Annotated in this window: 12 protein-coding genes; 9 read left to right on the forward strand and 3 right to left on the reverse strand. The window is 71.7% G+C overall.

The window, feature by feature from the left end:
• The first annotated feature begins 49 nt into the window (after positions 1 to 49).
• Both treS and HCN51_RS12520 read left to right on the forward strand, forming a co-directional pair.
• A complete protein-coding gene (gene treS, locus HCN51_RS12515) occupies positions 50 to 1,750 on the forward strand; it encodes a maltose alpha-D-glucosyltransferase (protein ID WP_080045434.1) in 1,701 nt (566 codons plus the stop codon).
• Positions 1,751 to 1,753: 3 nt separating this feature from the next.
• Positions 1,754 to 3,085: a maltokinase N-terminal cap-like domain-containing protein gene (locus HCN51_RS12520; protein WP_168009838.1), complete on the forward strand. Its 1,332-nt coding sequence runs from the start codon at positions 1,754 to 1,756 to the stop codon at positions 3,083 to 3,085.
• Positions 3,086 to 3,103: 18 nt separating this feature from the next.
• Here HCN51_RS12520 and HCN51_RS12525 read toward each other — a convergent pair whose 3' ends face one another.
• Entirely contained in the window at positions 3,104 to 3,955 is an 852-nt protein-coding gene (locus HCN51_RS12525) for an NAD(P)-dependent oxidoreductase (protein WP_168009839.1), read from the reverse strand.
• Between the two features lie 114 nt (positions 3,956 to 4,069).
• On the opposite strand from HCN51_RS12525, the gene HCN51_RS12530 reads away from it, so the two are divergent.
• The 6 genes from HCN51_RS12530 (at position 4,070) to HCN51_RS12555 (ending at position 15,554) form a co-directional block, all read left to right on the forward strand.
• Positions 4,070 to 7,357 carry an ATP-binding protein gene (locus HCN51_RS12530; RefSeq protein WP_168009840.1) on the forward strand — a complete coding sequence of 1,096 codons (3,288 nt, stop codon included), beginning with the start codon at positions 4,070 to 4,072 and terminating at the stop codon, positions 7,355 to 7,357.
• A 106-nt stretch (positions 7,358 to 7,463) separates the two neighbouring features.
• Entirely contained in the window at positions 7,464 to 9,629 is a 2,166-nt protein-coding gene (glgB, locus tag HCN51_RS12535; RefSeq protein ID WP_168009841.1) for a 1,4-alpha-glucan branching protein GlgB, read from the forward strand.
• A 97-nt stretch (positions 9,630 to 9,726) separates the two neighbouring features.
• On the forward strand, positions 9,727 to 11,685 hold the full coding sequence (locus tag HCN51_RS12540; RefSeq protein ID WP_168009842.1) for a S8 family serine peptidase: 1,959 nt from the start codon (positions 9,727 to 9,729) through the stop codon (positions 11,683 to 11,685).
• A 235-nt stretch (positions 11,686 to 11,920) separates the two neighbouring features.
• Positions 11,921 to 13,270: a S8 family peptidase gene (locus tag HCN51_RS12545; RefSeq protein ID WP_168009843.1), complete on the forward strand. Its 1,350-nt coding sequence runs from the start codon at positions 11,921 to 11,923 to the stop codon at positions 13,268 to 13,270.
• Between the two features lie 401 nt (positions 13,271 to 13,671).
• A complete protein-coding gene (locus HCN51_RS62230; RefSeq protein ID WP_346433621.1) occupies positions 13,672 to 14,814 on the forward strand; it encodes a sensor histidine kinase in 1,143 nt (380 codons plus the stop codon).
• Between the two features lie 92 nt (positions 14,815 to 14,906).
• Positions 14,907 to 15,554, forward strand: a complete 648-nt coding sequence (locus tag HCN51_RS12555) for a response regulator (RefSeq protein WP_268967029.1) — start codon at positions 14,907 to 14,909, stop codon at positions 15,552 to 15,554.
• A gap of 11 nt (positions 15,555 to 15,565) precedes the next feature.
• Here the strand turns inward: HCN51_RS12555 and HCN51_RS12560 are convergent, their stop codons facing one another.
• The gene (locus HCN51_RS12560; RefSeq protein ID WP_168009846.1) at positions 15,566 to 16,207 is read right to left on the reverse strand and encodes a DUF2306 domain-containing protein; all 642 of its coding nucleotides are present in this window, start codon (positions 16,205 to 16,207) and stop codon (positions 15,566 to 15,568) included.
• A 160-nt stretch (positions 16,208 to 16,367) separates the two neighbouring features.
• Here HCN51_RS12560 and HCN51_RS12565 point away from each other — a divergent pair, with 160 nt between their 5' ends.
• Positions 16,368 to 17,366 carry an NAD(P)-dependent alcohol dehydrogenase gene (locus HCN51_RS12565; protein ID WP_168009847.1) on the forward strand — a complete coding sequence of 333 codons (999 nt, stop codon included), beginning with the start codon at positions 16,368 to 16,370 and terminating at the stop codon, positions 17,364 to 17,366.
• On the opposite strand, the gene HCN51_RS12570 is transcribed toward HCN51_RS12565, so the two are convergent.
• The gene (locus HCN51_RS12570; protein WP_168009848.1) at positions 17,357 to 18,796 is read right to left on the reverse strand and encodes an ATP-binding protein; all 1,440 of its coding nucleotides are present in this window, start codon (positions 18,794 to 18,796) and stop codon (positions 17,357 to 17,359) included. The two genes, HCN51_RS12565 and HCN51_RS12570, sit on opposite strands and share 10 nt — an antisense overlap.
• Positions 18,797 to 18,856: the final 60 nt, after the last annotated feature.

The following is an 18,856-nucleotide window of genomic DNA, read 5'->3' on the forward strand; positions in this document are numbered from 1 at the left end:
TCAACGTGTGTGACAGCGCCTCCCTCATGAGCCTCCTGCGAGGCGGCTCATGAGCTCCACACCCATTCCCAACACCTTTGACGAGGAAAAGCCGCGCGATCCCTACTGGTACAAGCGCGCGGTTTTCTACGAGGTCCTGATCCGCGGGTTCGCCGATTCCAACGGCGACGGGACCGGCGACGTCAGAGGGCTCATCAGCAAGCTCGACTACCTGCAATGGCTGGGCGTCGACTGTCTCTGGCTGCTGCCCCTGTACGAGTCGCCGCTGCGTGACGGCGGCTACGACATCGCCGACTTCATGAAGATCCTCCCGGAGTTCGGCGATCTCGGAGACTTCGTGAAACTTGTGGACGAAGCACACAAACGTGGTATGCGCGTCATCGCAGACCTCGTGATGAACCACACCAGCGACGCCCACCCCTGGTTCCAGGCTTCCCGGCACGACCCCGAGGGCCCGTTCGGCGACTTCTACGTGTGGTCCGACACGGACGAGAAGTACCAGGACGCCCGCATCATCTTCATCGACACCGAGACCTCCAACTGGACCTACGACCCCGTCCGCGGCCAGTACTACTGGCACCGCTTCTTCCACCACCAGCCGGACCTCAACTACGAGAACCCGGACGTGCAGGAGGCGATGCTGGAGGTGCTGCGCTTCTGGCTGGACCTCGGCATCGACGGGTTCCGCCTCGACGCGGTGCCGTACCTCTTCGAGGAGGAGGGCACCAACTGCGAGAACCTGCCGCGCACCCATGAGTACCTCAAGCGGATCAGGGCCGAGGTCGACCGCCTCTACCCCGACCGCGTGCTGCTGGCCGAGGCGAACCAGTGGCCGTCGGACGTCGTGGAGTACTTCGGCGACCCGGTCGGCGGCGGGGACGAATGCCACATGGCCTTCCACTTCCCGCTGATGCCGCGCATCTTCATGGCCGTGCGCAGGGAGTCGCGCTACCCCATCTCCGAGATCCTGGCGCAGACGCCGAAGATCCCCGAGCACTGCCAGTGGGGCATCTTCCTGCGCAACCACGACGAGCTGACGCTCGAGATGGTCACGGACGAGGAACGCGACTACATGTACACCGAGTACGCCAAGGACCCCCGCATGCGCGCCAACGTCGGCATCCGCCGCCGCCTGGCGCCCCTGCTGGAGAACGACCGCAACCAGATCGAGCTGTTCACCGCCCTGCTCCTGTCGCTGCCCGGCTCCCCCGTGCTCTACTACGGCGACGAGATCGGCATGGGCGACAACATCTGGCTCGGTGACCGCGACGGCGTCCGTACGCCCATGCAGTGGGACCCCGACCGCAACGCCGGCTTCTCCGACTGCGACCCCGGCCGCCTCTACCTGCCGGTGATCATGGACCCGATCTACGGCTACCAGGCGATCAACGTCGAGGCCCAGCAGAAGAACGCCGGCTCGCTGCTGCACTGGACCCGGCGCATGATCGAGATCCGCAAGCGCCACCCGGTCTTCGGGCTGGGCGGTTACGCGGAGCTCAACTCCTCCAACCCCAGCGTGCTCGCCTTCGTCAGGGAGCTGGGCGACGACCGGATGCTGTGCGTGAACAACCTGTCACGCTTCCCGCAGCCGGTCGAGCTCGACCTGCGCAGATTCGTCGGCGTCTCCCCCGTGGAAACCATGGGAGGCGTACCATTCCCGGCAATTGGCGAACTTCCGTATCTTTTGACGCTTCCCGGGCATGGGTTCTATTGGTTCACACTCCCGCCGGCGATCACCCAGGAGGAGTAAGCCGTGCTTGACGAGCTCCTTGCCGCATGGATCAGTCGTCAACGATGGTTCGGCGGCAAGGGGCGCCCGATCGACGAGTTGTCGATCGACTCGGACGTCGAGCTGACGCCCGGGCTCAGGCACCTGATCGTCGCCGTCTGGCAGGAGGGCTCGCGCGACCGCTACCAGATCCTGCTGGGCGAGCGGGACGACCTGCCCGACCGCCTCGCCCACGCCCTCATCGGCACCGTGGGCGACCGCAAGCTCTACGACGCCGTGCACGACTCCGAACGCATGAGCTGGCTGCTCGACGGCATGGCCCGTGACGAGACCCGCAGCGGCCTGCGCATGCGGCACGTGCCCGGCGTCACCATCGACACCGCCCCGCGCAGCCTCGTGCTCGGGGCGGAGCAGTCCAACACCTCACTGGTGTACGGGGACGCCTACATCTGCAAGCTCTTCCGCCGGCTCATCCCCGGCGTGAACCCCGAGCTGGAGATCATCACCGCGCTGGCGGCCAGGAACGCGCCGCACATCGCCCAGCCGTACGGGTGGATCGAGACCGACCTCGACGGCACCGGCACCACGCTCGCGATCATGCAGGAGTTCCTGACGCCCGCCAACGACGGCTGGGACCTCGCGCTGGCCAGCGTGCGCGACCTGTACGCCTGCCTGCCCCAGGTGCCCGCCGGCGAGGCGGGCGGCGACTTCGCGGCCGAGGCGCTACGGCTGGGCGGCGCCACCGCCCGCGTGCACCACGAGCTGGCCGCCGCCTTCCCGACCAGCGTCATCGAGATCCACGAGGTCAAGCGCATGGCCGAGGGCTTCAGGCGGCGGCTGGGCCGGGCCGTGGCCGAGGTGCCCGAGCTGCGGCAGCACGTGAGCGCCATTGAGCACGCCTACCACCAGGTCGAGCTGCTCACCAACGAGGTGCCTGTGCAACGGGTTCACGGCGACTACCACCTCGGCCAGGTCATGCGCACGCCGACCGACTGGATCATCCTCGACTTCGAGGGCGAGCCAGGCCAGCCCCTCGCCGAGCGCCGGGCGCTGTCCTCGCCGCTGCGGGACGTGGCGGGCATGCTGCGCTCGTTCGACTACGCGGCCAGGCACCTGCTGGCCGGGCACCCCGAGGCCGACGGGCTGGAGCCCAGGGCCCAGGAGTGGGCCGACCGCAACCGGGCCGCCTTCCTCGACGGCTACACCGAGGGCGGCGGCGTCATCACGCCGGCGGACGCGGCGCTGCTGCGCGCGTTCGAGCTGTCGAAGGCGGTCTACGAGGTCGTCTACGAGGCTCGCAACCGGCCCTCGTGGATCTCGATCCCGCTCGCCGCCTTCCGTCCACGCGCGACCTGATGCGCGTCCCGGAGCTGGCTAGAGCTCCTCGATCAGGCCCGACAACCCTTCGTGGCCCAGCCCCCGCGCGGTGCGCTGGTCGATGACGGCCTTCAGCGGCAGCAGCAGGTCCGGCTTGACGCCCTGCTCGTAGAAGGTCTGCACCAGGTTCGCCACGCCCGCCCGGTTGATCTCAAGGTTGGAGACCTGGGTGCTGTGGTCGCCGGAGGCCATCTTCTCGGCCCACTGCGGCTGCTGCGCGGCCATCGCGTTCAGCCACGGCACCAGCAGTGACGGCACGAAGTCCGTCAGCGGGTAGCCGGCCGACCTGACCAGCGCGGCGGCCTCCAGCAGGCCGGCGATCTGGCCGTACATGCCGGTCAGCATGGCCAGGTCCAGCAGCGGCGCCATGCCGGGGTCGTCCCCGGTGAAGCGGGGCTCGGCCATGGCGGACAGCGCGCCCTCGTACCGCTCGAAGGCGGTCCTGGAGCCGCTGTAGAGGATGAGCGCGCCCGGCTGGGCGATCATCGGGGGGACGGCCATGATGCCGCCGTCCACGTACTCGCCGCCGCGCCCGGCCACCCACTCCGCCGTCTCGCGGGCCTCCGACGGGCGCCCGGTGGTGAGGTTCGCGATCACCCGCCCCTCCAGCGGCGCACCCTCCAGCGTGGCCTTCACGGACGGGTAGTCGAGCAGGCAGGCGATCACCAGCGGGCTGGCCGCGACGGCCTCCTCGGGGGTGGCCGCCTGCTTGGCGCCCTTGGCGAGCAGGGGCTCGGCCTTGGCGGGCGTCCGGTTCCACACGGTGACCTGGTGGCCGGCGGCCAGCAGGCTCTCGGCGAGCGCGGTCCCCATGAGCCCGAGCCCGAGCACGGAGATGTTGTCCGACATTTCAGTGTTCCTTATGAAGTGTTGTTCCTTATGAAGCGTTCCGAGAAGGTGTTGCTGCGGCCAGCCTGCTCGGGGGCGGTTATGGTCGGGTTCTGAACGGGTTATGGGGGGCGGATGCGGTTCGGGGTGCTGGGCCCGCTGGCGGTGTGGGCGGCGGACGGACGGCCGGTCCAGGTGCCCGAGGTCAAGGTCAGGGCGCTGCTGGCGGGGCTGCTGATCCAGGCGGGGCGCACCGTCTCCGCCGACCGGCTGATCGACGACCTCTGGGGTGACCGGCCGCCCGCCGACGCCCCGGCGGCGCTGCGGGTGAAGGTCTCCCAGCTGCGCCGGGCGCTGGGCGATCGGGAGCTGGTCGCCTACCGGGCGCCCGGGTACGTGCTGCGAGCCGACCCCGAATCCGTGGACGCCAGGCTGTTCGAGTCGCTGCTCCTGCGCGCCCGGCAGGCCGGCGACCTGGAGACGCGGGCGTCGCTGCTGCGCGAGGCGCTCGGGCTGTGGCGGGGCGGCGCCTACGCCGAGTTCGCCGACGAGCCGTTCGCCCAGGCGGCCGTGGCGCGGCTGGAGGAGCAGCGGCTCGTGGCGATGGAGGAGCTGGCCGAGACCCGGCTCGAACTCGGCGAGCACGCGCCGCTCGCCGCCGAGCTGGCGGAACTCGTCGCCGCGCATCCGCTGCGCGAGCGGCTGCGGGCCGTGCACCTGAAAGCCCTTTACCGCGCCGGACGGCAGGGCGAGGCGCTGGCCGGGTACGCGGACCTGCGGCGGCGGCTGGCCGGCGAGCTCGGGCTGGACCCCGGGCCCGAGCTGGCGGCGCTGCACCAGGCGATCCTGGAGCAGGACCCGTCGCTGGAGGCGCCCGCCGCGCGGCCCCGTACGAACCTGCCCGCGCCGCTGACCGGCCTGGTCGGGCGGGACGAGGCGGTGGCCGAGGTACGGGCGCTGCTGCGGGCGAACCGGCTCGTCACGCTGACGGGCCCGGGCGGCGTCGGCAAGACCCGCCTGGCGCTGGCCGCCGCGTCGCAGGCCGAGGGGTTCGAGGGCGGGGTGTGGCTGGTGGAGCTGGCCTCGCTCGGGGCCGGGGCGCAGGTCGTCGAGGTGGCCGAGGTGATCGCGGGCGTGCTGGGCCTGCGCGACGACGTGCCGGGCGTTCGGGACGACGCGCCGGGCTGCGTCACCGAGCGCCTGCCCGCCGTCCTCGCGGCCCGGCCCACCCTGCTCGTGCTGGACAACTGCGAGCACCTGGTCGAGCAGGTCGCCACGCTGGCCGGCCGGCTGCTGCGGGCCGCTCCCGGGCTGCGCGTGCTGGCCACCAGCCAGGAGTCGCTGCGCATCGAGGGCGAGGCGTTGTGGAGCGTGCCGCCGCTGGGGCGGGAGGCGGCGGTGCAGCTGTTCACCGCGCGGGCGGGGATCGAGCCCGACGGCGACGTGGCGGAGATCTGCGCGCGGCTGGACGGCATCCCCCTGGCCCTGGAGCTGGCCGCCACGCGGATGCGGGCGCTGACCCCGCGCCAGCTCGCCGAACGCCTCGACGACCGCTTCCGGCTGCTCGCCTCCGGCCTGCGCGGCGCCCCGGCCCGGCAGCAGACGTTGCGCGCCATGATCGACTGGGGCTGGGAGCTGCTGACGGGCGCCGAGCGGGTGGTGCTGCGGCGCCTGGCCGTGCACGCCGACGGCTGCACGCTGGAGGCGGCCGAGGACGTCGCCGCCGAGCCCGGCCTCGACGTGCTCGACCTGCTGGCCCGCCTGGTGGACCGCTCCCTGGTGGTCCGCACGGCGGGACTCGCCGCCCCAGGCCCTCGACCGGAGGCGGCGGGGCTCACCGTCCCAGGCCCTCGACCGGAGGCGGCGGGGCTCACCGTCCCAGGCCCTCGACCGGACACGGCAGGGCTCACCGCCCCGGGCCCTCGGCCGGAGGCGGCTGGGCCGCGGTACCGGCTGCTGGAGTCGGTGGCCGCGTACTGCCAGGAGCGGCTGGCCGAGGCGGGCGAGCTGGAGAGCGTGCGGCTCAGGCACGCGCGCCACTACGCCGCCCTGGCCGTCCGGCTGGAGCCCGCCCTGCGCGGGGCCGGGCAGGGGGCGGCGCTCGCCCGGCTCGACGCCGAGGCGGCCAACTTCAGGACGGCCCTGGACACGGCGGTAAGGGCGAGGGCGGCGGCCGAGGCGCTGACGCTGGTGAACCACCTGGCCTGGTACTGGGTGCTGCGCGGCCGGCTGGGCGAGGCCCGCCGCGCCCTGTCGGTGGCCCTGTCAGTGGCGCCGCCGGGCGATCCGGCCACGGCGCAGGCCGAGGTGTGGCGGGCCGGGTTCGAGCTGCTGGCGGGCCGCCTCGTACCGCTGGACCCGGGTTTGTTCGCGGCGGTCGAGGAGCCGCTGGCGAGAGCGCGGGCGCGGTGGTTCGCCGGGTTCGCCCTGTTCGGGTACGACGACCTGTTCGCGAGCCAGGAGCTGGTGGAGACGGCGCTGGCGGAGTTCCGGCGGCTGGGCGACGACTGGGGCACCGCCGCCGCGCTGACCCTGCTGGGCCGGCACGCGGCGATGCGCGGCGACCTCGCGGCGCTGCGGGACAGCGCGGAGCAGGGGCAGGCCCTGTTCGCGCGGACCGGCGACCGGTGGGGCGAGCTGCGCGCCGCCGAGAACCTGGGCACGCTGGCCGAGATCACCGGCGACTACGACCAGGCGACCGCGCTGCGCCTGGAAGCCCTGGCCATCGCCGAGGACCTGGGGCTGGCCACCTCGGTGTCGGAGGCGCTGTCGCGGCTGGGCCGGATCGCCCTGCTGAAGGGCGACCACGTACGCGCCGACGACTACCACGAGCGGGCCAGGCGCCTGGCGGCCGAGCAGTCGAACCGGCCTGCCGAGGAGTTCGCCGAGCTGGGCCTGGCGCTGAGCGCGCGCCGGCAGGGCCGGCTGGACGAGGCCGAGCGGCGGCTGCGGGCCTGGCTGGGCTGGGTGAAGGACGTCTCCGGCGACCCCGGGGCGGCGCTGATCCTGGCCGAGCTGGGATTCGTGGCCGAGCTGCGCGGCGACGCCGCCCAGGCACTGGACCTGCAACGCCAGGGGCTGGCGGCGGCCCGCAAGGTGGGCGACCCCCGGGCGAGCGCGCTGGCGCTGGAGGGCCTGGCGGGCGCCCTGGCCCTGGACGGGCGGCCCGGAGAGGCGGCTCGGCTGCTGGGCCGGGCCGCCGCGCTCAGGGCGTCGGTGGGCGCGCCGCTGCCGCCGGGCGAGCGCGGCGACGTGGACCGCATCACGGCCACCCTGCGCACCGCCCTGGGCGAGGACGCGCTGGCGGCGGCCCTGTCGGAAGGCGCCGCGTCGCCCCTGGAGGACACGCTCACCACGGGCCTGGCTGAGGCGCTGGAGGACGCCGTGCCGGAGCCGGCGACAGGCGGCGAGGGTGTCATCTAAACCCAAGAACATTCCCTGTTTTTCGCACTTGCAGTGATTGTCTCGGTGAAAGCGGGCAGTGCCTGGGATGGACGGGTCATCATAAGGCAGTGTTGGGAGCATGCCGATGAGGACAGAGCTCGACCGCCTCGCGGGCGGAGCGCACCACGATCCCCACTCCGTGCTCGGAGCACACCCCGTGAGCGGTGGGGTGGTCTTCCGCGCGTTGCGCCCCCTGGCCGAGCGCGTGCGGGTGGTGCTGGAGGACGGCTCTGCCCATGACATGAAACACCAGGCGCACGGGGTGTTCGAGGTGACGGTCCCCGGGCTGGACAAGGTGCCCGCGTACACGCTGAGCGTCAAGTACGCCGGCGCCGAGCCGTACGAGGTGCGCGACCCGTACCGGCACTGGCCCACGCTGGGTGAGGTGGACCTGCACCTGATCGGCGAGGGCCGGCACGAGCGGCTGTGGGAGGTGCTCGGGGCGCGTGTGATGGAGCACGAGGACGTCCAGGGCACCGCGTTCGCCGTCTGGGCGCCGAACGCGCGCGGCATCAGGGTCGTCGGCGACTTCAACCACTGGGACGGCGTCGCCTACCCGATGCGCTCGCTGGGCCGGTCGGGGGTGTGGGAGCTGTTCATCCCGGGGCTCGGGGCGGGGCAGCGGTACAAGTACCAGGTGCTGGGCGCCGACGGGGTGTGGCGGGACAAGGCCGACCCGATGGCCAGGCGCACGGAGGTGCCGCCGATGACGGCCTCGGTGATCGACAAGTCCGACTACAGCTGGCAGGACGACGCCTGGATGGTCGAGCGGCGCGAGCGGCAGGCGCAGAACGGGCCGATGAGCATCTACGAGGTGCACCTGGGGTCGTGGCGGCCGGGGCTGTCGTACGTGGAGCTGGCCGACCAGCTCTCCGAGTACGTCGCGGACCTGGGCTTCACGCACGTGGAGCTGCTGCCGGTGGCCGAGCACCCGTTCGGCGGGTCGTGGGGCTACCAGGTGACCTCCTACTACGCGCCGACGGCGAGGTTCGGCACGCCCGACGAGTTCCGCCATTTCGTGGACCGCATGCACCAGCGCGGCATCGGCGTGCTGCTCGACTGGGTGCCGGCGCACTTCCCGATGGACGACTGGGCGCTGGCCCGCTTCGACGGCACGCCTCTGTACGAGCACGCGGATCCGGCCAGGGGCGAGCACCCGGACTGGGGCACGTACGTGTTCGACTTCGGCCGCCGGGAGGTGCGCAACTTCCTGGTGGCCAACGCCCTGTTCTGGCTCAAGGAGTTTCACATCGACGGCCTGCGGGTGGACGCGGTGGCCTCGATGCTCTACCTCGACTACTCGCGGCGTGAGGGCGAGTGGACGCCGAACGTGTACGGCGGCAGGGAGAACCTCGACGCGGTCGAGTTCCTGAAGGAGATGAACTCCGTCTGCTACCGGGAGGCGCCGGGCATCACGACCGTCGCCGAGGAGTCCACGGCCTGGCCGGGCGTGTCGCGGCCGGTGCACCTGGGCGGGCTGGGGTTCGGGTTCAAGTGGAACATGGGCTGGATGCACGACACGCTCCAGTACCTGCGCCACGAGCCGATCTTCCGCCAGTACCACCACCACGAGATGACGTTCTCGCTGCTGTACGCCTACTCCGAGAACTACGTGCTGCCGCTGTCGCACGACGAGGTGGTGCACGGCAAGGGCTCGCTGCTCGGCAAGATGCCGGGCGACGAGTGGCAGCGCTTCGCGCAGCTGCGGGCGTTGCTGGCGTTCATGTGGGCGCATCCGGGCAAGCAGCTGCTGTTCATGGGCGGCGAGTTCGGCCAGGGCTCCGAGTGGTCGGAGAGCCGGGGGCTCGACTGGTGGGTGCTGGAGTTCGACGGGCACCAGGGCGTGCAGCGGCTGGTGCGCGACCTCAACCGGCTCTACCGCGAGACTTCCGCGCTGTGGGAGCAGGACACGCGGCCGGAGGGGTTCCGGTGGATCGACGCCGACGACGCCTCAGGCAACACGCTGTCGTTCGTCCGCTTCGCCGCCGACGGGTCCGCGGTGGCGTGCGTGGTGAACTTCAGCGGCGGGCCGCACGAGAACTACCGGCTCGGGCTTCCGTACGGCGGCCGGTGGACGGAGGCGGTCAACACCGACGCCTACGACTACTGGGGCAGCGGCGTGGGCAACCTGGGGGCGGTCGAGGCCGAGGAGGAGCCGTGCCACGGGCAGCCGTACTCGACGACGCTGCGGGTGCCGCCGCTGGGCGCGGTCTGGCTCACCCACGAGGGGAGCAGCCCGCTGAACGAATGAGGTGCGGGCGCTGAAAGTTCGGTGAGAAACCCCCCGGGGGCCTGTGCCTCCGGGACAAATCGCCCTAAACTCCGAGATCATCCCCCTCGGAGGACGCGTGCGATTCCGCCCCCTGATCGTCAGCACGATCGCTCTGGCCCTGCTGCCGCTGTCGGGCCCCGCCTACGCGGAGGACCCCACGCCCACGCCGCAGCCGAGTGTGACGCAAACCCCCACGGAACAGCCTCCGCCTCCCCCTTCGGCGGAGGACTCCCCGGACCCTGAGAGCGCCGATCCGGACAGCAAGGTCGAGGACGGCTTAGGCGTGGACGGCGGCACCGAGCGGGCCATCGTCGAGCTGACCCACCCCGCCGAGACCGCCCCCGTCGCCACCCAGGCCGCCGCCGAGAGCGTGGACGTGGTGCTGCAGCCGCAGAGCCAGCCGTTCATGGTCGTGGAGGGCACGGCGGAGGAGCTGGCCAAGCTGGCCGAGGACCCGCGGGTGGCCTCCATCCACCGCGACCGGACGTACACGCCGGCCGAGGTCGCCCCCAGCCTGTCGCTGATCGGCGCCGACAAGGTGCACGCGGCGGGCAACGCCGGGGCCGGCCAGGTCGTGGCGGTGCTCGACACCGGCATCGACGTGGACCACCCGTGGTTCAAGGACCGGATCGTGGCCCAGGCGTGCTTCTCCGCCACGGAGGACAGCGGCGTCGAGTCGCTCTGCCCGAACGGCGCCAACGCGCAGACGGACGGCGACGCGGCGGACGCGATGACGCCCAAGTGCCTGCTCGACGGCGTGAACCTGTGCGACCACGGCTCCCACGTGGCCGGCATCGCGGCCGGCACCGGAGGGGTGGCGCCGGGCGCGGGCATCGTGGCGGTGCAGGTGTTCAGCCGGCTCAACGACGAGGCCAGCTGCGGCGAGCCGGCCTGCCTCGTGGCGTACGAGTCGTCGCTGCGCCAGGCCCTCGACTACGTACGGGACCTGAACCAGCCCATCGCGGCGGTCAACATGAGCCTCGGCGGCATGCTGTACGACCAGAGCTGCGACGCCACCGAGGAAGGCGCGATCTTCAAGGAGAAGTTCGACGCGCTGCTGGCCAAGGGCATCGCGACCGTGGTGGCGGCGGGCAACGAGTACTACGAGGGCACCGCCCACCCGGCCTGCGTCTCCACGGCGGTGGCCGTCGGCGCGAACGACAACTCCGACACCATCGCCGAGTGGTCCAACCGGGGCCCGCTGCTCGACCTGTTCGCGCCCGGCGTGGACATCGAGTCGGCCGTCCCGGACAACACCACGGTCGTCTACAGCGGTACCTCCATGGCGACCCCGCAGGTGACCGGCGCGCTGGCGCTGATGAAGAAAGCCATGCCGGACAAGCCGATGGCCGAGCTGATCGAGACGCTGAAGAGCACCGGCCGGCCGTACGTCTATGACGTGTCCGGCACCCAGGTCACCACCCCGCGCCTGGACCTGGCGGCGGCCCTGACCGGCGCCGCCGTGCAGCCGCCCGTCACGCAGACCCCGTCCCCGGGGACGGACGGCACCATCGACGACACCGCGCCCGAGCCGGACCCGAGCGACAGCAGCGGCCCCACGCCCGCGCCGGCGGATCCCGCGCCTTCGGCGTCGTCCACGCCGATCCCGCTGCCGACGGTGACGGTCACCGTGACCGTGACCGAGACGGCCAAGCTGCCGGCGGCCGTCTGCACGCGCGGCACCGCCGCCCAGAAGCTGACGGCCAAGAAGTGGGCCCTGGAGCTGCACCGGGCCAGCGGCACGATCTCGGACGAGACGCTCGGCTGCTACCTGAAGCTGATCGGCAAGTCGAGCAAGGTGTTCCCCGAGCTGACGAAGGCGTCGTCGCTGGGGACGGCGTACCGGGTGCTGAAGAGCCCGCAGACGCGCAAGGCCAAGCTGGACAGCGCGCTGCTGACCGCGTGGCTGAACTGGGCGCACGGCACGAACGGCACGACGGCGCTGGCCGCGGCGGAGAAGGTGCGGCTGAGCAGCAAGCCGAGCGCGGCGGCGCTGAAGAAGGCCACCAGCAACATCCTCAAAACCGTCAAATAACAGCATTTCCTGAAAAGGCCGGTCACTTCCGACCGGCCTTTTCGCTTGTGTCGCTTAAAAGCAAAAATGCCTCCAACGTTTAATCGGGTTACATACGTCACTGACATCACAGTTGTCGCAGGTGGGGAGGTAAGCGGTCGTACGCAGCCGGGAGCCGGAAACGCTTCACGGCTCCAGCCTCCGGGAGGAAGAAGTGAGGCTACGGTCTCTGCTGGCCGGCGCTACGACGCTGGCCATGACAACCGGTGCGCTCTGCGCCGGTCCGGCTCTCCGAGCCGACACCACCGACACCGGTGACCCGATCATCAGCCCCGCGCTCGTTTCGGAGATCAAGGAAAAGAGCGCAGTACGCAGCATCATCCAGCTCAAACCAGGCCAAAGCGTCGAGGCCGTGGCCGCCGACATCGAACAGGCCTCCGAGGGCAGCCGCGTCCTCGAAGCCGCCCAGTCACCCAACTTCTTCGTCGCCGAAGTCGACGGCACCACGCTGGAGAAACTCAAACGGGACTCCCGCGTCCAGTCCGTCTACAAGGACGAACTGAGCATGCCGTTCCTCGACACCAGCACCGCCACCATCCGCTCCGTCCAGGCCAACCGGGCCGGCTGGAACGGCACCGGCACCACCGTCGCCGTCCTCGACACCGGCATCGACAGCGACCACCCGTTCTTCACCGGCCGCATCGCGGACGAGGCGTGCTTCTCCTCCTCCAGCGGCAGGGACGGCGCCGTCTCACTCTGCCCCAACAACCAGCCCAGCCAGACCGGCCCCGGCTCCGCCAACGTCGAAATCCCGCAGTGCACCGTCAACGGCGCCAACGCCTGCTCACACGGCACCCACGTCGCCGGCATCGCCGCGGGCAGGATGACCCCAGGAGCGCCCGCCAACGGCGTCGCCCCCGAGGCCCGCCTCCTGCCCATCCAAGTGTTCAGCCGCATCGACAACCCGCTCACCTGCGCCATCGGCGGCTCCACCGCACCCTGCTTCCTCAGCTACACCTCCGACCAGAAACTCGCACTCGAATACGTGACCCGGGTCGTCAGGACGTTCAACGTCGCCTCCGTGAACATGAGCCTCGGCGGCAGCCGCGGCTACACCGAAGCGTGCGACGCCGACCCGGCCGCCTCCGGCGTCAAACCCGAGTTCGACGCGCTGGCCGGCCTCGGAGTGGCACCCGTCGTCGCGGCAGGCAACGCGGGCCTGCCCAACGCCGTCTCCTCCCCCGCCTGCATCTCCACCGCCGTCGCCGTCGGCGCCACCGACGACGCCGACGCCCTGCCCACCTTCACCAACCGCGGCAACCTGCTCGATCTGTTCGCACCCGGCGTCGCCGTCAACTCCGCGGTGCCCGACGACGCGTACGGGGTCAAGCAGGGCACCTCGATGGCCGCACCACACGTGGCCGGAGCGTTCGCCCTGATGCGGCAGCGCTTCCCGGAGAACACCGTCGCGCAAAGCCTGCAACGACTCCAGGACACCGGCACACCCGTCCAGTTCGACTCGGCGGGGACGGCGGTGATCAAATCACGGATCGACATGGAACGCGCCACCACCACCGCCCAGGCTCCCGTGAACCCGGGCATCTGACCACAGGGGGGCCGGGCCACACCGCGCCCGGCCCCTGGCGCCCACCCGTTGCCCGATGGGGTGGCTGGCCGTTGGGAGCCCGCCCCGAACCACAAGCTTCGCCACAGAGGCGCTACGCGCCACACAGCTCAGGCGTCTTCGCTCAGGCGTCTTCGCTCGGGCGTCTCCGCTCGGTCGTCCCCCTCAGGCGCTTGACGACGCACCCCGCGCCTACGGCGCACTCGCGATGCCTGGCGGCGCGCCCCCGGACGCCTGGCGGCGGGCACTTGGGTGCCTGGTGATGCGCTCCTGGGTGCCTTTGGCGCTCCCACGCAGCCCGATTCCCCTGTACCAGCCCGGCCGTCCGGCGCCGAGAACAAGGCACTGGTGAGGACCGGGTCATGGCCTCGTACGATGATTGCGTGCAGGGCCTTCTCCGCTCGTTATGGGACGAGCCCCGTCCGCCCCAGGCGCCGCCCCGGGTGTGGCGGGACTGGGCGCTCGTAGGGCTGCTCGCCCTGGCCATCGTCCTGGAGGCCGTGTTCCGGACGGACCTGCAGTACCGGCCGATCTCGGTGACCTTCACCGCCCTGATGCTGCCCGCCCTGCTGTGGCGCCGCACGCGGCCGCTGCCCGCCCTGGCGGTCCCGGTCGTGGCCTCGGCGCTGGTGCAACTGGTCACGGGTGCGGATCCGGCCGAGCTGGGCTCCGCGGCGTACATCCTGGTCCTGCTCTACGCGCTGGCCCGCTGGGGGTCGGGGCGGGAGGTCGCGGCGGGGCTGGTGCTGATCGTCGTGGCGGTGCTGGCCGGTGTGGTGGCGGGGCACATCGTCTCGGGGGACGTCGCGGGGGCGTTCGCGGTCGTGTTCGCGGGGATGGCGCTGGGCGGCACCTTCCGGTACCGGGCCAGGGCGAGGATGCGGGAGCTCGACCAGGTCAAGCTGCTCGAACGCGAGCAGTTGGCCCGCGACCTGCACGACACCGTCGCCCACCACGTCTCGGCGATGGCGATCAGGGCGCAGGCGGGCATCGCGACCGCGACCGCCGATCCGGGGGCCGCCGTGGACGCGTTGCGGGTGATCGAGGCGGAGGCGTCCCGTACGCTGGCCGAGATGCGGACCATGGTGCGGGTGCTGCGCCGCGACGAGTTGTCCGCGCCGGAGCTGGCGCCCAACCCGCACCTCACCGACCTGCGGCAGCTCGCCGGGCGGGGGCGGGTCGGGCCGGCCGTGGACGTGCGGATCGACGGCGACCTCGATGGCGTGCCCGCGTCCGTGGGGGCCGCGATCTACCGGATCGCCCAGGAGTCGGTCACGAACGCGCGGCGGCACGCCCGGCACGCCACCCGGATCGAGGTGCGGGTGGCCGCCGACGACACGTCCGTCCGGCTGCGGGTGACCGACGACGGTGACAGCACCGCGGGGCGACCCATGACGTCCGCCGGGTACGGGCTGGTCGGGATGATCGAACGGGCCGGTCTGCTCGGCGGCACCTGCGAGGCCGGGCCCAATCCCGGTCGCGGCTGGACCGTGACCGCCGTACTTCCTCGGACGGGAGCCTCATGACGACCTTGGAGCCGGTACCGGCGGAGGAGACGGGCGATCGGCACCCTACAGGACAGGACGGGGATGGTGCGGGGCAGAGCGGGCCCATTCGCGTGATCGTCGCCGACGACCAGGAGATCGCCCGTACCGGCCTGCGCATGATCCTCGACGCCCAGCCCGGCATCGAGGTCGTCGCCGAGGCGGCGGACGGGCACCGGGCCGTCGAGCTGGCGCGGCGCCTGCGTCCGGACGTGTGCCTGTTCGACATCCGCATGCCGCGCTGCGACGGCATCGAGGCCACCCGCTCCCTGGCCGGGCCCGACGTGGCGGACCCGATGGCCGTCGTCGTGATCACCACGTTCGACCTCGACGAGTACGTCTACGCGGCGCTCCGGGCGGGCGCCCGCGGTTTCCTGCTCAAGGACGCGGGCCCCGAGCTGCTGGCCCAGGCGGTGCGCGCGGCGGCGGGCGGCGACGCGCTCATCGCGCCGAGCATCACGGCCCGCCTGCTGTCCGCGTTCGCCGGCACCGGGCCCGCGCAGCCGCGGGTGCAGCCGATCGAGCCGCTGACCGAGCGGGAGGAGGAGATCCTGGTGACGGTGGCGCGCGGGCGGACCAACAGCGAGATCGCCGACGAGCTGCACATCTCGCTGAGCACGGTCAAGAGCCACGTGGCGAGCCTGATGACGAAACTGGGCGTCCGCAACAGGGTGGAGATCGCCATGTGGGCGTACGAGACGAACCGCGTCCGGCCGCGCTGACGGCGCCCCCCTCAGGCGACACCCGCCCGCCGGATGATCGCTTCGGCCACGGCGGCGTTGATCGCCCACCCCGCCCCCAGTAGCAACGCCCGGGTGAGGTGATCGGGCGGCACGCCGGCGGCCGTGATCCACACCGCCTGCGTCACGGCCTGGCTGCCCGCCCCGAGCCCGATCGCGTACGCCCGCATCATCCAGGCACGGTGGCGGCGCACGTCCCGGCGGCGGATGGCGGTGAGGCCGAGCACGAGGGAGGCGAGCATGGCCGTCCCCGCCACCCACCGGAACACGCTGAGCAGCCCGTCGTCCCCGGTCGGCAGCTCCGCGAACGCGGTCATCCACAGCCCCGACGCCGCCGCCACCATCCCGAACCCGGCCACCACCCGCCCGGCCCGCCGGTGCCAGCCGCGCCGGCGCCGCCTGAACCGGGGCGCGAACTGGAACGCGCCCACCGCGCTGTAGACGGTCACGCCGACGATGTGCGCGACGATCGGCACGGGCGAGGCGAAGAAGCGGGCGTTGGCCTGCGTGATCTCCGCTCCGGAGATCAGCTCGGCGAGCCGGACGGCGCCCGCGAGCAGCGGGACGAACCCGAGCGCGATGAGCCTGGCCGGCACCAGCCAGCCCGTCCTGGGGGCGACGAGGTCTTTGGGCATGCCCCGATGGTGTCCGCCGGGCCCGCCCCGCCTCATCGCCCGGACGACCGGACCTGGATGAGCCGATCGGCCAGGCCGGCGCTCGTACTTTCGACCGTTACGCCTTCCCGCAGGTCGCTCGCACACTGAGCCCCATCGACCCTCCCGGAAGGAGACCCCGATGAAGGCGTACGTTCTCGGCTCGTACGGCTCCCCCGACGTCCTGCAGCTCAGGGACGTGGACCGGCCGGCGCCCGGCCCCGGCGAGGTGCTGGTGCGGGTGCGCGCCGCCTCCGTCCAGCCCGCCGACTGGCACCTCATGCGCGGGGAGCCGTTCATCTCCCGGCTCATGCCCGGCCCGCTCGGCCTGCGCCGGCCGCGAATCACCGTCCTGGGCGCGGACGTGGCCGGCGAGGTCGCGGCGGTCGGCCCCGGGGTGACGGGGTTCGGGCCGGGCGACGAGGTGTTCGCGATGACGGCCAAGGGCGGCGGGTTCGCCGAGTACGTGTGCGTCCCGGAGACCGAGCTCGCGCCCAAGCCGGCGAGCCTGACGTTCGAGGAGGCGGCGTCCGTGCCGTTGGCCGCCGGCACCGCCCTGCTCGCGCTGCGCGACCAGGGCGCGGTCCGGCCGGGCTCCCGCGTCCTGGTCAACGGCGCGTCGGGCGGCGTCGGGACGTTCGCGGTGCAGCTCGGCAAGGCGTACGGGGCGCACGTCACGGGCGTGTGCAGCACCCGCAACCTGGACCTGGTGCGCTCGCTCGGCGCCGACGAGGTCTTCGACCGCACCAAGGAGGACTTCACCCGCAGCGGCCAGGTCTACGACGTGCTCCTCTACATCGCGGGCAACCGCTCGTTCGCGGAGTGCCGCCGGGTGCTGACGCGCAAGGGCGTCTGCGTCCTGATCGGCGGCGCGGCCACCCGCTGGCTGCAGCCCGCCGGCCACGTCTTCGCCACCCTCGCCGCCTCCGCGTTCGTCCCCCAGAAGGCGGTGCTCACGAACGTGCTCGCCTGCAAGGGCAACCGGCACAACCTGGAGGAACTGACCGCCCTCATCGACGAGGGCCGGCTCACGCCGGTGCTCGACCGCGTCTACGACTTCGAGGACCTGCGGGCGGCCATCCGCTACCAGGAGGAGGGCCACGCCCCCGGCAAGGTCGTCGTCCGGGTGGGTCAGGCGTAGAGGTCGTCGAGCGTGACCACGCGGGCGTCCTTTGGCAGGTCTCCCTGGAAGCCGGCGCCGGTGTAGCAGGTGAGGATCGTGCCGCTGGTGTCGTAGCCCTTCACCGACAGCAGGTCCCTGGCCCGGCGGAGCCGTTCGACATGGCCCGGATTCATGACCTTGTCCCACTTGACCTCGCCCAGGGACAGGACGCGGCGCGGCCGGCCGTGCTCCTCGCGGCCCAGCACGGCCACGTCCACCTGGATCTGGGTGCGGTTACGCGGGTCCGCCACCGTGCCGGCGGCCACCTCGCTGGGCAGCTCCCCGAACACGCCAGCGTCCACTGTCCACACCCACTCCCTGCACAGGGCCTCGAAGTGCGGGCCCACCACCTGGGACAGGAAGGTCGCGCGGGAGTCGCGCCACGCGGCTTCGGGCTGGCCGCGTTCCAGGCGGGTCCATTCGCGGCGCATGATGGCTTCGTAGAAGACGATCAGGGGCTCGCTGACGCGGAAGACCGATTTCCCCTTCCTGAACGCGTCCGCCTCACGAGTGATCAGCTGCGCGTCCTCCAGCACGGTCAACGGATGGCCGATGTCCGGAGATTTCCGCCCAATATGGTTGGCTATGCCGCCACGAGTGGCGTTGCCGGATGCGATGGCGTCGAGCACGGCGTGGTAGATGGCAGTGTCACGGATGTCCGCCTCCTCCGCCAAGAGGTAGCGGGCCTCCCGGAAGATCGGAGTCTGCGGGTTGAGCACGGTGCGCACCACCCAGTCATCGAAGTCGTCCACGGACTCCGGCACATCATGGGCGACGAACTCCCGCCGGTAAGCGGGCGTGCCTCCCACAACCGCATGGACGAGCACCGCGAGACGAGGATCATCGATGTCCCAGAACCTGGCAGCAGCGCGGTAGTCCAGGGGCTTGACCACCAGTTCCAGACTCGCCCGCCCGCGCAAGGGCGCGTTACCGGCGAGGAGACGCCCCATCACCCCCATGGCCGACCCGCACAACAGCAGCCGGGACTTCGCGCCTCTCGCATACCCACGTGGATCCAGCGCGAGCTGAAACACCGACGCAAGTGAGGGAGAAGCCTTCGCGAGATAGGGGAACTCATCGATCACGATGAGCCCTTCCGGCACGTCGATGTACAGCCGTTCCAGCGCCTCATGCCAGTCGGCGAACGCGTATCGGCCGCCTCCGGTCTGCGCCGCCAGCGCTCTGCCGAACCGGGCCAACGCGGCGGTCTCCGTCTCGTCCGTGGCGGTGAAGAAAAATCCACCCACCTCGCGCACCAGCGCATCGAGCAGGAACGTCTTGCCCTGTCTGCGTCTGCCACTCACGATCCCGAGCCGCACGTCCGGGCTCGGAGAGGTCGCGAATCGCACCAGGCCCGCCCACTCACGATCGCGGTCGAACACGTGGGCGGGTTTAGGGATCGACTTCATGGTAGGACCATACACCTAAGGTCTACACACCTTAGGTGTATACCTCTAAGCACAATCCGA

This window comes from Nonomuraea composti (assembly GCF_012034275.1).
In the GTDB taxonomy this organism is placed as follows: domain Bacteria; phylum Actinomycetota; class Actinomycetes; order Streptosporangiales; family Streptosporangiaceae; genus Nonomuraea; species Nonomuraea composti.

Excerpts from the sequence above, each read along its gene's own strand:
- HCN51_RS12530 (WP_168009840.1), top strand. The coding sequence starts at position 4,070 with ATGCGGTTCGGGGTGCTGGGCCCGCTGGCGGTGTGGGCGGCGGACGGA.
- HCN51_RS12560 (WP_168009846.1), bottom strand. The coding sequence starts at position 16,207 with ATGCCCAAAGACCTCGTCGCCCCCAGGACGGGCTGGCTGGTGCCGGCC.
- HCN51_RS12570 (WP_168009848.1), bottom strand. The coding sequence starts at position 18,796 with ATGAAGTCGATCCCTAAACCCGCCCACGTGTTCGACCGCGATCGTGAG.
- HCN51_RS12565 (WP_168009847.1), top strand. The coding sequence starts at position 16,368 with ATGAAGGCGTACGTTCTCGGCTCGTACGGCTCCCCCGACGTCCTGCAG.
- treS (WP_080045434.1), top strand. The coding sequence starts at position 50 with ATGAGCTCCACACCCATTCCCAACACCTTTGACGAGGAAAAGCCGCGC.
- glgB (WP_168009841.1), top strand. The coding sequence starts at position 7,464 with ATGAGGACAGAGCTCGACCGCCTCGCGGGCGGAGCGCACCACGATCCC.
- HCN51_RS12545 (WP_168009843.1), top strand. The coding sequence starts at position 11,921 with ATGACAACCGGTGCGCTCTGCGCCGGTCCGGCTCTCCGAGCCGACACC.
- HCN51_RS12525 (WP_168009839.1), bottom strand. The coding sequence starts at position 3,955 with ATGTCGGACAACATCTCCGTGCTCGGGCTCGGGCTCATGGGGACCGCG.